The 16,011-nt window shown below is 60.9% G+C and carries 12 protein-coding genes; 1 reads left to right on the top strand and 11 read right to left on the bottom strand.

The genetic code is table 11. The features are described 5' to 3' along the window. The first annotated feature begins 2 nt into the window (after nucleotides 1–2). Nucleotides 3–761 carry a slipin family protein gene (locus ACRRSD_RS16150; protein ID WP_150603973.1) on the top strand — a complete coding sequence of 253 codons (759 nt, stop codon included), beginning with the start codon at nucleotides 3–5 and terminating at the stop codon, nucleotides 759–761. Between the two features lie 5 nt (nucleotides 762–766). On the opposite strand, the gene ACRRSD_RS16145 is transcribed toward ACRRSD_RS16150, so the two are convergent. The 11 genes from ACRRSD_RS16145 to ACRRSD_RS16095 form a co-directional block, all read right to left on the bottom strand. Next, nucleotides 767–2,347, bottom strand: a complete 1,581-nt coding sequence (locus ACRRSD_RS16145; RefSeq protein ID WP_435034269.1) for a glycosyltransferase family 39 protein — start codon at nucleotides 2,345–2,347, stop codon at nucleotides 767–769. Nucleotides 2,348–2,402: 55 nt separating this feature from the next. Beyond that, nucleotides 2,403–4,019, bottom strand: a complete 1,617-nt coding sequence (locus ACRRSD_RS16140) for an efflux transporter outer membrane subunit (protein WP_435034268.1) — start codon at nucleotides 4,017–4,019, stop codon at nucleotides 2,403–2,405. Continuing rightward, complete coding sequence (locus ACRRSD_RS16135; protein WP_435034267.1) at nucleotides 4,016–5,086, bottom strand: HlyD family secretion protein; 1,071 nt, start codon at nucleotides 5,084–5,086, stop codon at nucleotides 4,016–4,018. Before ACRRSD_RS16135 ends, ACRRSD_RS16140 begins: the two co-directional genes overlap by 4 nt. A gap of 27 nt (nucleotides 5,087–5,113) precedes the next feature. After that, complete coding sequence (locus tag ACRRSD_RS16130; protein WP_435034266.1) at nucleotides 5,114–6,652, bottom strand: MFS transporter; 1,539 nt, start codon at nucleotides 6,650–6,652, stop codon at nucleotides 5,114–5,116. A gap of 225 nt (nucleotides 6,653–6,877) precedes the next feature. Then, nucleotides 6,878–7,795, bottom strand: a complete 918-nt coding sequence (locus tag ACRRSD_RS16125) for a LysR family transcriptional regulator (protein WP_435034265.1) — start codon at nucleotides 7,793–7,795, stop codon at nucleotides 6,878–6,880. Between the two features lie 174 nt (nucleotides 7,796–7,969). Next, nucleotides 7,970–8,836 carry an ABC transporter permease gene (locus tag ACRRSD_RS16120; protein ID WP_435034264.1) on the bottom strand — a complete coding sequence of 289 codons (867 nt, stop codon included), beginning with the start codon at nucleotides 8,834–8,836 and terminating at the stop codon, nucleotides 7,970–7,972. Nucleotides 8,837–8,856: 20 nt separating this feature from the next. Further along, entirely contained in the window at nucleotides 8,857–9,717 is an 861-nt protein-coding gene (locus ACRRSD_RS16115; protein ID WP_116029366.1) for an ABC transporter ATP-binding protein, read from the bottom strand. Between the two features lie 22 nt (nucleotides 9,718–9,739). Continuing rightward, entirely contained in the window at nucleotides 9,740–10,636 is an 897-nt protein-coding gene (locus ACRRSD_RS16110) for a TauD/TfdA dioxygenase family protein (protein ID WP_435034263.1), read from the bottom strand. Nucleotides 10,637–11,018: 382 nt separating this feature from the next. Further along, nucleotides 11,019–12,386: an HlyD family type I secretion periplasmic adaptor subunit gene (locus ACRRSD_RS16105; protein ID WP_077570056.1), complete on the bottom strand. Its 1,368-nt coding sequence runs from the start codon at nucleotides 12,384–12,386 to the stop codon at nucleotides 11,019–11,021. Next, nucleotides 12,376–14,532: a type I secretion system permease/ATPase gene (locus tag ACRRSD_RS16100; protein WP_435034262.1), complete on the bottom strand. Its 2,157-nt coding sequence runs from the start codon at nucleotides 14,530–14,532 to the stop codon at nucleotides 12,376–12,378. Before ACRRSD_RS16100 ends, ACRRSD_RS16105 begins: the two co-directional genes overlap by 11 nt. A gap of 34 nt (nucleotides 14,533–14,566) precedes the next feature. After that, nucleotides 14,567–15,916 carry a TolC family outer membrane protein gene (locus tag ACRRSD_RS16095; protein WP_007918308.1) on the bottom strand — a complete coding sequence of 450 codons (1,350 nt, stop codon included), beginning with the start codon at nucleotides 15,914–15,916 and terminating at the stop codon, nucleotides 14,567–14,569. Nucleotides 15,917–16,011: the final 95 nt, after the last annotated feature.

Below are 16,011 nucleotides of genomic sequence, written 5' to 3'. Positions count from 1 at the left end.
TCATGGGTCTGCAAATCGGTTTTGTTGCGCTGCTGCTGTTGGTGATTGTTCTCGCCGGCTCGACGTTCCGCATCCTGCGCGAATACGAACGCGGCGTGGTGTTCCAGCTCGGACGTTTCTGGCAAGTCAAAGGCCCGGGGCTGATTCTGCTGATTCCGGTGGTGCAGCAAATGGTTCGGGTCGACCTGCGCACCGTGGTGCTCGACGTGCCGCCGCAGGACGTGATCACCCGCGACAACGTCTCGGTCAAGGTCAATGCCGTGCTGTACTTCCGCGTACTGGATCCGCAGAAGGCGATTATTCAGGTCGAGGATTTTCTCTCGGCCACCAGTCAACTGGCGCAGACCACGTTGCGTGCCGTGCTCGGCAAGCACGAACTCGATGAGTTATTGGCCGAGCGCGAGCAATTGAACATCGATATCCAGCAAGTGCTCGATGCGCAGACCGATGCCTGGGGCATCAAGGTCGCCAACGTCGAGATCAAACATGTCGACCTCAACGAATCGATGGTGCGCGCCATCGCCAAACAGGCCGAAGCCGAGCGCGAGCGGCGAGCCAAGGTGATCCACGCCGAAGGCGAATTGCAGGCCTCGGAAAAACTCATGCAAGCGGCGGAAATGCTCGGTCGTCAGCCTGGCGCAATGCAATTGCGCTATATGCAGACGTTGAGTTCGATTGCCGGGGACAAGAGTTCGACGATTGTCTTTCCGTTGCCGATTGAATTGCTCAAGGGCATGGCGGATTTGTCCGGCAAGTCCTGACCCGCTTATCCACCCGCTGACTTGACCACAAACAAGCGTGCCTGCATCCCGCCCGCGTGGACTTCAACGCTGGCCTGCCAGGCTGCGGGCAGCGGTGAAAACTCTTGCGACTCGTCAACGGTTCCGACCAGCCAGACCCGGCCTCCGGCGGGCAACTCCGTCAGGCTGTCCAGATAGACATCGGGCGTCACCAGCGTGCCGAACCCGTATTCATTTGGCCGCGTTGATTGGCCATCGGCTTTCGGCGGGGTAAAGAGCCGCACCAGCGCACCGGTGCGATCGTAGTAGACGTAGCTCAGATACCAGAGCATGTCGCTGGTGACGATGCGATCACCCGGCAGGAAATGCTGGTTGACGTACTTCACGACCGTGTCGAGCTGACCATGAGTGTCGACCGTGGCGTTGTTGTTCACGCCGACCAGTTCCACAGCGATCAGCGACAGCAGCACCGCCAATGCCAACATCCGCACGCGGCTGTACAACCGGTCGATGGCCAACGCCGTCAGCATCGGCAGGCCGAGGGCGTAAGCCGTCAGATAACGTTCGATGAACACTGGCGTAATGAACGACACCAGATACACCAGCAGCAGCGGCAGCCCGGTGTACAGCGCCAGCAGAATGCTGCCGCGCGACACGCTGCGATCGCGCATCACAGCAATGACTGCCAGCCCCAGCATCGCCAGCGGCAACGCCGCGAAAATCAGCCACGGCAAACTTTCACCGTCATCCTGAATCAGCCATGACCAGATCATCGACGGCAGCGAACTCAACGTAACGGCAGGCTCCCAACCGACATCGCCACCTGCCTCGAGCTGCTGCATGTGCTGCATCAAATCAAGCAGGTTGGGCAGCCAAGGCAGATACAAAGCAACGATGGCCAGATTCGCCAGCCACCAGTTCCAGCGCTGGATGTGCCGGAACCGGTAACCACGCTGTACGCGGATCGCGATCAGATAAAGCCAGTGACACAGCGCCGCGAGCACGGCGAAATAGTGGGTGTAGAGCGCCGCGCTCATCAGCAGCAGGTAATACACCAGATAACGCTGGCGTTGCGGGCGGCGGATCCAGTAGACCAGCGCCAGGCTCGCGGCGAGCAGCAGCGCCCCGAGCAGCGCGTACATGCGCACTTCCTGGCTGTAGCGCACCGCCGTCGGCAACAGCGCCAGCAACACACCGGCGATGAACGCTGCGCGACGGGTGGCCAGGCGATCCACCAGCCACACGCCCAGCCCGACCACCGCAATGCCGGCCAGCGCACTGAGAGAGCGGACCGCCAGAATGCCGTCCCCGAACAGTTCGACCCAGCCATGCAGCAGCATGAAGTACAGCGGTGGATGCACATCGAATGCCGCGTGCTGCCAGATTTCACTCAGCGAATAGCGCGCCAGCAGCAGACTGGAACCTTCATCGCCCCAGATCGCTGCCGCAGTCAGATCATAAAAACGCACGAACGCCGCCAGCGCCAGGATCGGCCATAGCCAGTGATTTTTTATCCAGCGCACCCAGCGCAGGCTGCCGAACCAGGAGCCGGGCGCGGCAAACGGATCTTGCGTGTCGCCCATTGGCGTGACTCTGTTGACCGCCATCGCTTCCTCTTGCCGCGCCGCAGCGCCACGAGAATATGACGCGCCAACCTGCCCATCACTTTAGGTCAGCCACGGCAGAACCGTCGATGTCGGTTTGTGCTTTCACGACGCCCGGCGCCATTGCCGCCATTTGCCCTTCCGGGTAAACCGACTGCCATCCCCCGCCCAATGCCTTGTACAACCCGACCATCGCCAGCGAAACGCCGGTGGAACTCTCCACCCACTGTTCCTGCGTTGCCAGCAGCGCACTTTGCACGGTGAGGACGTTGACGAAATCGACCACGCCTTCGACGTATTGCTGTTGCGCCGTACGCAGGGCGATCTGGTTCTGGCGGACGGCTTCGGCGAGGCTATCGCGACGACGCTGGCTGGCGTTGTAGGCGGTCAACTGATCGTCGATTTCGTGCCAGGCGCGCAGTACGGTTTGCTGATAAGCAACGGCGGCTTCCTGTTGTTGCGCTTCACGCAGTTGCAGCATGCCGCGCAAGCGTCCGCCGTCGAACAGCGGCAGGCTGAATTGCGGGCCGATGCCGAAGGCGCGTGAGCCCCACGAGCCAAAGTCGCTGAGTTGCATGGCTTGCGAGCCGAGGTTGCCGGACAAGGTGATGCGCGGATAGAAATCGCCCTTGGCCACGCCGATGTTGGCGGTGGCCGCATGCAGGCGCGCTTCGGCCTGGCGGATGTCCGGTCGGCGTTCGGCCAGTTGTGACGGTAGGCCGATGGCGACTTGCAACGGCGACTGCGGCACGGCGGCGTCTGTGGATAACTCTTTGGCCAATGCCTGTGGCGGTTCGCCCATCAGCAGGCTTATCGCGTTGATCAACTGCGATTGACGTTGTTCCAGCGCCGGCAGGCGCGATTCGATGGCCGCGACTTGCGCGGCGGCTTCGGCGACGTCGAGGTCAGTCGCCACGCCATCGGCCAGGCGCAGTTGCGAGAGCTTCAGGCTGTGCCGCGCAACGTCGAGGTTCTGCTCGGTGACGGCACGGGTGTTCTGCACACCGCGTAGCTGGATGTAGTTTTGTGCGGTGTCGGCGAGCACGGCCAGCAGCACCCCGCGACGGTCGTTTTCGGCGACTTCGAGGTTGGCGTCGGCGGCTTCGGTTTCGCGGCGCACGCGGCCCCAGAAATCCAGTTCCCATGAAGCGGAGAAACCGGCGTCCCACAGGTTGAAGGCGGAATCGCCGTTGTGGCCGGACGGATCGTTCAGGCCCTCGCCGCTGTTGCGTTTGCGCGCGTAACTGCCCGTGGCGGCGGTGTTCGGATAACGGTCAGCGGTGATCACCTGGCGAGCGGCGCGGCTTTGTTGCAGGCGGCTGCTGGCCAGTTGCAGGTCGAGGTTGCTCTTCACCGCACGTTGGGTGAGCGCGGAGAGTTGTGGGTCGTGAAAGACCTCCCACCAGCGTTCGTTCAGGGGTTCGCTGACGGCTTGGCTGGGGGCGGACTTGACGGGTTTGGACCAGTCGGCGATTTGTGTGGCTGCGGGCTTCTGGAAGTCTGGGCCTACGGTGCAGGCGGTGAGGCTTACTGTGAGCAAGGCACTCAAGATGACGCGCTGCCATTGGCCTCTTCGCGAGCAAGCTCGCTCCCACAGGAGGTTTGTGGTGTTGCCGAAATCCAATGTGGGAGCGAGCTTGCTCGCGAAGGCGTCAGCCGATTCAACACGGCTCATCGCTGAGTCACCTCACGCACCGACGTCGCCGAACTGGCGGTATCAATACTCGCCTCCACCGACATGCCCACGCGCAAGCGCTCGGCCAACGGCTGACCCGGTTCGAGCATGATCTTCACCGGAATCCGCTGCACCACCTTGGTGAAGTTGCCGGTGGCGTTATCCGGTTTGACTGCTGCGAAGGTCACTCCCGTGGCCGGCGCAATGCTCTCGACACGACCGGTCAGCGCTTCACCACCCAGGCTGTCGACGCGTACTTGCACCTCTTGCCCTGGCTGCACGTCGGTCAGTTGTGTTTCCTGAAAATTCGCCACGACATACGCCTGCTGCAACGGCACCACCGCCAGCAGTTTGCTGCCCGGCGTTACATAGGCGCCGACGCGCACCGCACGCTCGCCAATCATTCCATCCTGCGGTGCGGTGATGCGCGTGTAGGAGAGTTCGAAGCTGGCGATTTCCAGTGCCGCTTGTGCGTGCTTCAGACTGCCTTCGGCGGCGTCACGTTGAGCGGTGAGGATGTCGATTTGCTTGCGCTCTGCCGCCAGTTTCGCGGTGGCGGTGTCGAGATGCGCAGTGGCCTGATCGATGCGCGTGCGCGCCTGTTGCGCGTTTTGCACGGTGCCGGCGCCAACGCCCGCCAAATGGTTGTAGCGATTCAATTCCTGCTGAGCGAAAGCCATTTCCGCCTTGGCCGACACCACCGAGGCCTGCGCCTGGGCGATCACCGAAGTCTGGCGCTCCAGCGTCGCCTTGGCGTTCTGCAACTGCGCCCGCGCCACCAGGGTTTGCGCGTCCGCCGCTTCAGCCGACGCACGCAAGTCGCGATCATCGATCAGCGCCAGCAATTGCCCGGCCTTGACTTGCTGGTTGTCCTCCACCAGCACTTCCTTGATAAACCCAGCCACGCGTGGCACGACGAGCGTGTAGTCAGCGGAAACAAACGCGTCGTTGGTGTTTTGCTGGGTGCGTTTGCCAAATACACCGGGCATCGCCAGGTACACCAGCACGCCGACAGCCAGCGCGGCCGCCACGGCCACGGCGAGTTTTTGCTTTGCTTGAGTCGTCATAAAAACCTTCATTGTTCAGTGCAGCAATCAGGTCGGCGCGCGCGGCGGAAAGATCCGCGTCGGCAGCCAGAAAATCAGCAGGATCAACGCCACTGCGACGCCAGCCATGCACACGTAGAGATCGGAAGAAGTCAGCACCACGGCTTGTTCGTGGAGGCGATGGGCGAGGCCCGGATCGCTGCGATCGGCCAGCGGCGAATTGCCGAGGCTGTCGACCAACATGGTCGAGTGGAAATGCAGACGCGAAGTCGTCAGCGCCTCGATCACACCGGTGGCGACCACCGCCGACAGGCCCTTTACCGTGTTGAACCACGCCGAGGCGAACGGGCCATCCATAGGCGTGATGCTGCCCGTCGAGAGCATTAGCAGCGGCAGCACCGCCATCGGTTGGCCGAAAATCTGCAGCCATTGCAGGACGTAGAAGTCGTCGCGAATCCACTGCGAGGTCAGCTGTGATCCGCCCAGACACGACAGCGCCAACATGCTCAGACCGATGCCGAGCACCCAGCGGCAATCGACCCAGCGCAGATTGCACAGCGCCGCCACCAGCGGCAGCGCGATCAATTGCGGCAACGCAGCAATCAGCATGATCGGCGCGGTTTGCACCGGGCGATAACCTTGCACCTGAGCCAGATAACTCGACGGAATCAACACCACCGCCAACAACACCACCAAAACGCCGGCCAGCGTCATCAGTGCGAACGAAAGGTTGCGGATACCAAGCATCTGCAATTTGAAAAACGGAATCGGCTGCGACCACTCGTTGATCAAAAACGCCACCAGCAACAACGAGCCGGCGCCGAGTAATCCGCAGATCAGGCTCGACTCGAACCAGTCCAGCCGATTGCCCTGCAGCAAACCGATCACCAACATGCAGATCGCCGGAAAGCCCAGCAGCAGGCCTTTCCAGTTGAACGACCTGAGGCGTTCCAAACGGAGCGGGTCCTGCGGAATACCCCACGCGACCATCGCCATGGCGATCAGACAAGGCACGATGATTTGCCAGAACGTCCACTGCCAACCGACGTATTCCGTCCACAAACCGGCCAGCGGCGTGCCGAGACCCGGGCCGAATGTCGCCGTCAGTGCATAGCCGGCCAAACCGTAGAGCTTGATGTTGGCCGGCAGAAATCGCAGCGCGACGGTCATCAGCATTGGCGGCAACGCGCCACCGGCCAGACCTTGCAGGACGCGCATCAGCAGCAGACTTTCGTAATTGGGCGCGAACGGGCAGAGCACGCCCAGCAAGGTGAACAGGCCAATGGCGCAGAGGGTAAAGCGGCGCAGCGAGAAGGTCACCGAACACCACGGCGCGAAGGCCATGGCAGCGACCGAGGTAGCGGTGTAACTGGCCACCAGCCAGGTGCCTTCGTCGTAACCGATGTGCAGCGCACCGCGAATATCGGCGAGGGCGACCTTGGTCACCATCTCGTTGAGACCCGACACCAGCACTGCCAGCAGCACGCCGACCAGGCCGATAATGATCCGCGCCCCGAACACCGGTGGCGCGGCCGCCGTCGCCGGGTTGGCCGCAGCGATGGGCGCTGCCGCCGTCAGGGATGTCATGAATGCAAACTCCGGAGGGAAAAATACCGGAGCATCTTAGTCGGGCTTGGCAATGACGAAAATTGACTTATTGGCAGGTTATAAGTGCGCCAGACACAACAATGAACATCCCTTGTGGGAGCGAGCCTGCTCGCGAAGGCGTCGGGCCAGTCAATATCATTGGTGACTGATCCAGCGCTTTCGCGAGCAGGCTCGCTCCCGCAGGGTTTTGTGTTTTCTCGGGGATTAAGGCTGGGCCGCCAGCCACGTTTCGTCGCAACAGGCCTTAAGCGTTTCGCGCAGCCAGCGGTGTGCCGGATCCTTGTCGAAGCGCGGATGCCAGGCCTGGGTCAGCATCAACGTCGGCAAAGGGATTGGCAGGTCGAACGAACGCAGTTTCAAACCCAGCCGGCGCACACTCAGCAGCGCTTCCTTGGGCACCGGCAGGATCAGGTCGGAATCAGGCAAGGCAAACATCGCCGCATGGAAACTCGGTGCGATTACCGCGACGCGCCGCTCCAGCCCCAAGGCATTCAGCGCGGTATCAATAGGGCCGCGAGCGATGCCGCGGCGCGACATGCTGATGTGGGAAAACCCGGCGTAGCGCTCGGCAGTGATTTCGCCGTCGAGCAAGGGGTGGTCTTCACGCACCAAGCCAACGAAGTGCGTGGAAAACAGGTTCTGTACTTTGACTTCAGGGGTGACGGGGCGAGTGTTGCTGACACTGAGGTCGATGCGCCCCTCACGCAGGGCTTCATCATCGCCGTCGCCCTCGGGAACGAAGCGTATCTCGCAATGGGGGGCCTGCTGGTCAAGGGTGTCGAACAGCTTGCCGCCATAAACACCGACGAAAAAATCGTTGGCGCGGATGCTGAAACGCCGACGCAGTGTGCCCAGCTCCACGCTGTCCGCGGAGCGGAACAGCAGCGCGGCCTGCTCGACCACATCGCGTACCTGCTCGCGCAACTCCAGCGCTTTGGGGGTTGGCACCAAGCCACGTCCCGCACGCACGAGGATCGGATCACCGATAGCTTCGCGGATTCGCGTCAGGGTGCGGCTCATGGCCGCCGGACTGAGGTTCATCCGCCGCGCGGCGCCGACCACACTGCCCTCGTCGAGCAAGGCGTCGAGGGCGACCAGAAGGTTCATGTCCGGAAGTTGCATGCTGAGCACTCTTGGCCGATCAGGATTGATCTGGGCGCAATGCTAGCAAACATCTTTCAGAGTAGGCGTTGATCTTACTGACGCTTTCGCGAGCAAGCTCGCTCCCACATTTGGAATGCATTCTCCTGTGGGAGCGAGCCTGCTCGCGAAGGGGCCAGCCGCAACGCCGCAGAGTTACCGCTGCATGACCCACCGCTTAACGGTCACCCGCTCCAGCGTATCGAACACCAGATTCTCCACCAGCAAGCCAATCAAGATCACCACCGCCAACCCGGCAAACACCTTGTCGGTATACAGCTCATTGCGGTTCTGAAAGATGTACCAGCCCAACCCACCCTTGCCACTGGTCGCGCCAAACACCAGCTCAGCGGCGATCAACGTACGCCAGGCAAACGCCCAGCCGATCTTCAACCCGGCGAGAATCGACGGCAGCGCCGCCGGGATCAGGATGAACAGCACCAGTCGCAAGCCTTTCAAACCATAATTGCGCCCAGCCATGCGCAGGGTTTCCGAAACCCCGAGAAACCCGGCATAGGTATTCAACGCCAGCGCCCACAACACCGAATGCACCAACACAAAAATCAGGCTGTTCTGCCCCAGGCCAAACCACAGCAGCGCCAACGGCAACAGAGCAATCGCCGGCAGCGGGTTGAACATCGAGGTCATCGTGCTCAGCAGATCACGGCCCAACTGCGTCGATACCGCCAACGTGGTCAGGGCAAACGCCAGCACAATACCGATCAGGTAACCCTTGATCAGCACCACCAGCGAGATCCATACCTTGGCCAGCAACTCACCACTGAGCAGACCCTCGAACAGCGCGTGGCTGGTCTGCAGGAAACTCGGCAGCATCAAATCATTGTTCTGAATCCGCGCGACCACTTCCCACAGCACCGCCAGCACAATCAGGATCAGGCCTTTACGCAACCAGCCCTGTTGCCACAGCCGCGTGCCGAGCGACAACTCCCGCTCGACCGGCACTTCAGTCAGCGGCTCCAGGACAATTTCGAACTCTTCACGCACAGATGATGAATGGCTCATCGGGTAGTCCTCCTGGCCGCTCAATAGGCGATGCGAATGTCGTTGAAGTCGTGGTCACGCTCGGTTTCCGGCGACTGGCCTTCGTCGAACAGCAGACGATGAATGCGCCGCGCCGACTCCTGAAACGCCACGCCACCCAAGCTGTGCAAGTCGTATTGATGGCTGTGCACTTCGGCGCGCACTCGGCCGGGATGCGGCGACAGCAGCAGGATGCGATTACCGACCACCAACGCCTCTTCAATCGAGTGGGTAACGAACAACAGGGTGAAGCGCACCTCTTCCCAAAGCAGCAGCAACTCTTCCTGCATCTTGCGCCGGGTCAGCGCATCGAGCGCGGCGAACGGTTCGTCCATCAACAGGATTTTCGGCTGCATCGCCAACGCCCGGGCAATCGCCACCCGCGCTTTCATGCCGCCGGACAAAGTGTGCGGATAAGCATCGGCGAACGCTGCCAGCCCGACCTTTTCCAGATAATGCAGCGCGCGCTCTTCAGCCTCTTTTTTCTTTAGGGTGCGCGAGGCCAGCAGCGGAAACATCACGTTCTGTTTGACGGTTTTCCACGGTGGCAGCTGATCGAATTCCTGAAACACCACGATCCGGTCTGGTCCTGGCGCATCGACGCGCTGGCCTTGCAGGCGGATCTCGCCTTCGCACGGCTGAATGAACCCGGCGACCGCTTTGAGCAGGGTGGATTTGCCGCAACCGGACGGGCCAAGCAGCACGTAACGATCGGCCGGGTCGATTTCGAAACTGACCTGGTGGGTGGCGCGCACCACACGTTGCGGCGTGCGGTATTCGAGGCTGACATGATCGACCGCCAGCAGCGCTTCGCTGCGAGCGATCGGGTTGCTGGCCGCGTGGCCTTGCAAGGGAGCGTTCATTATTTGATCAATCTCCGGCGAATCAGAAAGGCGCATCGCCCTGAATGGTCGTGCGATACAGCTTGCGGCGCAGGTGCGCCGGGCAGCCGGCGGCGAGATGGATCAGCGAACGGTTGTCCCAGAACACCAGATCGTGGGGCTGCCACTGATGGCGGTAGATGTTCTGCGGCAGCACGCTGTGGGCGTAGAGCTCGCTCAGCAGTTGCTGGCTCTCATCGTCGGGCAGGCCGACGATGCGTGTGGTGAAGCCTTCGCTGACGAACAGCGCCTTGCGGCCGTTTTCCGGGTGCGTACGCACCACCGGGTGCACCACTTCCGCGACCTGAGCCAGTTGCTCCGGGGTCAGGGTCGGGCGCCAGTTGCCTTCGAATTTGGTTTCGCTGTAGCGCGCCGTGTAGGAATGCGCAGCGCTGCGACCTTCGACCGCTTTGCGCAACGCTTCTGGCAGGTTGTCCCAGGCCTTGTGCATGTCGGCGAACAGGGTGTCGCCGCCCTCCTCTGGCAATTCTTGTGCGTGGAGCATCGACCCGAGGCTCGGCAGCTCTTTATAGGAGAGGTCGGAGTGCCAGAACTTGCCGGCATCGCCGAGACCGATGTTCTGGCCGTTTTCGATGATGTTGGAAACGATGAGGATTTCCGGGTGGTTGGGCAGCAAGAACTGTTTGAGCACATGAATCTGCAACACGCCGAAACGGCGGCTGAAATCGATCTGTTGCTGCGCAGTGATTTGCTGGTCGCGGAACACCACAACGTGGTGATCCAGGTGCGCGCGATGGATGCGCGTGAAATCTTGATCATTGATCGGTCGAGTGAGGTCGAGGCCGATGATTTCGGCGCCGACGGCACCGCTGAACGGGCGGATCTCAAAGGATTGCGGCGCGGCTATCGCGGCGCTTGGGGAAGCAGTAGCTGCGGACATCTTTTCATCTCCCACGCACGGCACGCTCACGGGCGCGCTCGTCGATCAGACACTCACGCTGGATTGCGTGTTGGTTCAGGTCGTGCGGCGCGCCGATTGGTCGGCAGGTACGCAGGGGGATGACTTTATAGCTATAAGAATTGGAAATTAAATACCGTTAATGAATAACGATATGGCGATTGGTGAGGAATGGACTGGATGGTGAGTGACGGTTTTTGTCACTTACTGACAGATGCAGCGTCCGACTGACGCCTTCGCGAGCAAGCTCGCTCCCACAGAGATCTGGGCTGGAACACGATTACGCGTTCAACACAAAACACTGTGGGAGCGAGCTTGCTCCGGGCGGCGATCCGACGAAGAGGCCGGTGGCAGCGCTGAAGATCTAGCGCTCGTGCAACGCCTCGGCCCGCGCACGAATGATCGGTTTGAGCAGATAGCTCAACACCGATTTCTTGCCGGTAATAATGTCCACCGAAGCAACCATCCCCGGGATGATCAGCAACGGCTTTTCATCGGTGCCCAAGTGGCTACGCTCAGTGCGCACCTTGATGATGTAGTACGTGGTTTTCTTGTCTTCGTCGGTGATGGTGTCGGCACCGATCTGCTCAAGCTTGGCCTTCAACCCACCGTAAATGGTGTAGTCGTAGGCAGTGAATTTGACGATCGCCTCCTGACCCGGATGCAGGAACGCAATGTCCTGCGGACGGATCTTCGCTTCGACCAGCAAGGTGTCATCCAGCGGGACGATTTCGACCATGTCGCTGCCCGGCTGGATCACCCCGCCGATGGTGTTGACCAGCAACTTGTTGACGATGCCGCGTACCGGCGATGTCACCAGCGTGCGGCTGACGCGGTCTTCCAGCGCCTTGCCGGTCGCGCTGGCCTTGTTCAGGTCGGTGCGTGCTTCATTGAGTTGGGTCAGCGCTTCGCTGCGGAATTTGCCGCGGGTTTCGTCGATCTTGCGCTGCACTTCCTTGATCGCCGATTCGGCACGGGGAATCGCCAGCGTCGTTGCATCCAGCTGACCACGGGTTTCCACCTCGGCACGCTTCAGACGCAAGACCTCCACCGGGGACACCGCGCCCTGCGCCACCAGCGGCTCGGACATGTTGATTTCCTGGCGCTGCAAGCCGAGCTGCTGACGATACTGCGCTTGCTTGGAGGCGAATTCGCGCAGCTCTTGCTGACGCTGGATCAACTGCTCCTGCAAACCACCAATTTCGTCGTGCAGCTGCTGACGGCGGCTGATGTACAGCGACTCTTCACTCTTGGCCTGACCGGGCACGGCTTTGAGCACGTCCTCGGGGAAATTCAGCGGACGGTCATCGACCTCGGCGCTCAGGCGCTCGACACGCAGCAACATCGACAGGCGATCAGCTTCGGTTTCGCCGACGTTGGAAGCAAATCGCGTGTCGTCGAGGCGAATCAGCGGTGCACCGGCTTCGACAATCTGGCCTTCCTTGACGAACAGTTCGGAGATGATCCCGCCCTCAAGGTTCTGGATTTTCTGGATCTTCGACGACGGAATCGCCTTGCCGTCGCCCTTGGTCACCTCGTCGATGACGGCGAAGTTGGCCCACAGCAGCAGAAACACGAAGAAGCCGATGATCGCCCAGATGGTCAGGCGCACGACGCGCGGGGCATCTTCGATCAGCGCTTTGTTGACCTCCGGCAGCGGCTGGCCCTGCAGCGATGCCGAGCCTTTGAAGTAGCGACGGATCGAATCCTTGAAACCCGACTTAAGCAACACTGATCTGCCCCTTCTTCAACGCTTCCATCACGGCGGCTTTCGGGCCATCGGCGAGAATCTGCCCACGGTCGACCACCAGCAGGCGATCCACCAGCGAAAGCAGCGACGCCCGGTGCGTCACCAGCACCACGGTCTTGTTTTCAATCACTGCGGCGAGGCGTTGCTTGAGGCGTTCTTCACCGGTGTTGTCCATCGCACTGGTTGGCTCGTCCATCAACAGGATCGGCGGATTGAGCAACAGCGCCCGGGCCAGTGCGACGTTCTGCCGTTGGCCACCGGAGAGGTTCTGCCCGCGCTCGCCGACTTGCAGCTCGTAACCTTGCGGGTGCAGACGCGCAAATTCGTGGACGCCGGCCAGTTCGGCCGCCTGCAGGACCAGTTCGTCTTCGACATAACGCGCGCCGGAGACGAGGTTGTCACGCAGGGTGCCGGCCAGCAGTTGAATGTCTTGCGGCACGTAGCCGATGTTGTAGCGCAGTTCGCTGACGTCGATCTGGCGGATATCCACACCGTCGACCAGCAACGCACCGTCGTCCGGCTGATACAGGCCGACCAGCAGTTTCGCCAGCGAACTCTTGCCCGAGCCGCTGCGGCCGATGATGCCGATCTTCTCGCCGGGACGGATCACCAGGTTGATGTTCTTCAGCGCCGGGTTCTGTTGTTCCGGGTAGGTAAAGCTGAGCTGGCGGCACTCGATCGCACCTTGCAGAACCTTGCGGCTCAGCGGGCGTTCTTCAAAGTTGCGCTCTTGCGGCAACTCCATCATCTGGTCGACCGAGGTCATGGTCACCCGCGCCTGCTGATAACGGGTCAACAGACCCGACAGCGAGGCCAATGGGCTGAGGGCGCGGCCGCTGAGCATGTAGCAGGCAATCAGACCGCCCATGCTCAGGTTGCCGGCGATGATCTGGTAGACGCCGAAGACGATCATGATCACCCCGGCCAGTTGCTGGATCAGCAGGGTGATGTTCATCGCCAGGCCGGAGAGCATTTTCACCCGCAGCTCAAGGCGGCTGAGGGTGCCGATGGTCTGTTCCCACTGGTATTGGCGTTCGCTTTCGGCGTTGTTGACCTTCACCGCGTCGAGGCCGGCGAGGGTTTCGATCAGGCTCGACTGGCGTTCGGCACCGAGGGCCATGGTGCGCTCCATTGTCGCCACCAGCGGCTTCTGCAAGGCATAGCCGATCAACAGGGCAATCGGGAACGCCAACACAGGAATCCACACCAGATGCCCGCCGAGAATGGCGATGACAATAAAGATCAGGATGGTAAATGGCAGATCGATCAGGCTGGTCAGGGTCAGCGAGGCGAGGAAGTCGCGTAGGCTCTGAAACTCATGGATGTTCTGCGCAAAGCTGCCAACCCGAGCCGGGCGGTATTTCATCGCCATGCCGACGATGCGTTCGAACAGCGTCGCGGAGATGATCAGGTCGGTTTTCTTCCCGGCCAGATCCAGGCACAAACTACGCAGGCTCTTGAGGATCAGGTCGAAAATGTAGGCGCCGGTGATACCCAGCGCCAGCACCCACAGGGTGGCTTCGGCCTGGTTCGGCACCACGCGATCGTAGACGTTCATCACGAACAGCGGCGCGGCCATGGCGATGATGTTGATCAGGAAACTCGCGGCGATCGCATCGGCATACAGCCAGCGCGAACGCTTGAGGGTGTCGCGGAACCACGAGCGCGCACGCGGAATCAGCGTGCCGTGGTTGACGTCGAATTTGTGTTGCGGCTGGGCGAAGAAGACTTTGCCGGTGTAATCGTCAGCGAGCAATTCGCGGCTGACAATGGACTCGCCGCCATCGCTCTCGCTGAGCAGCACCCGCGCTTCGTTATCTCCTTGCCAGCCGAGCAGGACGGCGCTGCGACCATCCTTGAGCAGCAACAACGCCGGCATGGCGATCGCCGGAATTTCTTCCAGTTTGCGCTGTAGCACCCGACCTTGCAGGCCGGCGCGAGCCGCCGCGCGGGGCAGCAACTCAACACTCAGGCGTTGTTTGGGCAGCGGCAGGCCGGTGGTCAGCATTGCCGCGCTGGCGGGCTTCTGGTGCAGCATGCAAAGGGCGAGCAGACCGTCCAGTAAAGGATCGTCGTGCAACGCGCGTGGATCATGACTGAGTTGAACTCGACTGACTTCTGATTCCACGCTCGACACTCTTTGACAGTTGAAAAGGGATAACTCAATTCATCCCAGGCAGCTGGACCTTGGGCTTCACGTCGTTTTGCACAACGGATGCCAACGGTGCGACCACTCCTTGGCTTCTGAGCAACTCGCCCATGGTCGCCTTGATTCGGTACTGAGTAAATAACTGAATGTTTTTGATTTCAGCCAGACGCCGCGAAGCGGTGAACAACTCGTTTTCGCTGTCGAGCAAATCGAGCAGGGTGCGCTCGCCGAGACTGAACTGACGCTGGTAGGCAGTGCGCACCGAGGTGCTGTGATCGACGTATTGCTGCGCGATCGGCACCTGCGCGTTAGCGTTGTTTAGAGCGTTCCAGGCCAGACCGAGCTCTTCGTTCAACTGACGCAAAGCGTTGTTGCGGATGTCCAGCGCCTGGTTCGACAGGTACGACTTGGATTCCAGATCGGCCTTGTTGCTGCCACCGGAATAGAGGTTGAAGCGCATGCGCAACATCGCCTGCCATTCGTTGTTGTGGCCGTTCTGGCCGTCGAGATCGTTGTCGGCAGTGCGGCCCAGTTCGGCGTCGAAACGTGGGTAGAAGGTCGACTTGGCGGTTTCGTATTGCTTCTCGGCGGCGGCGATGTCGGACTCGGCCGAACGCAGGATCGGGCTGTTTTCCAGCATCTGCTGGCGCGCTTCATTGAGGTTGGCCGGCATCATCGCCATGAACGGCGCCGGACGCTCGAGTTGATCGGGCATCTGGCCGACGGCGCTGAGGAAATTGGTTTCCGAGTCAGCGAGGTTGGTCTGCTCGGTGATCAGGTTGTTGCGGGCCTGGGCCATTCGCGCTTCAGCCTGATCGAGGTCGGCACCGCTGCCGACGCCGCGTTGGGTGCGCAACTGAATCTGGTCGTAGATGCGCTGGTGGCTCTTGAGATTTTCTTCGGCCAGACGCACGAATTCGCGGCGGGTCAGCACGTCCAGATAGACTTGGGCGACGGTCAGCGCGGTGCGCTCGGAAGTGCCCAGCAAGGAGTAAGCGCGAGAGTTAACGGTGGCTTGTTGACGCCCGACTTCGCTGGACGTCGCAAAACCGTCAAAAACCATTTGCGAGAGACGTAAACTTGACTCGCTGCGGTTCAGGGTTTCGTAGTGGTTACCGGAATTGGCACGGGTGGTGACGCTGTCGGTGCCCTCACGACCATAACCGCCGAGCAGATCGACCTTCGGCAGGTATCCACCTTTCGCCGCTCTTAATTGATAATCCGCCGCCAAACGACTGTTGACCCCTGCCTGAATCTCCGGATGGACATCCAGTGCCTGCTGCATGGCTTCTGGTAAGGATTGTGCTTGTACAAAAGAGGCGGCGAGAGCGAAGGGTACGGCGAAAAGCAGGGGCGAACGCATGGTAGGAATTTCCCAGAACTTCTTGTCTTGAATCACAGCAAAACGTGGCGCTGCGTCGGATGATGGCAACCAGATTGACCGTATGTCGGAAAGTT

Origin of the sequence: Pseudomonas neuropathica (assembly GCF_051174785.1) — a bacterium.
GTDB classification, from domain to species: Bacteria; Pseudomonadota; Gammaproteobacteria; order Pseudomonadales; family Pseudomonadaceae; genus Aquipseudomonas; species Aquipseudomonas neuropathica_A.
Note: the sequence above shows the minus strand (reverse complement) of the source record. Positions and strands in the feature narration are given on the sequence as shown.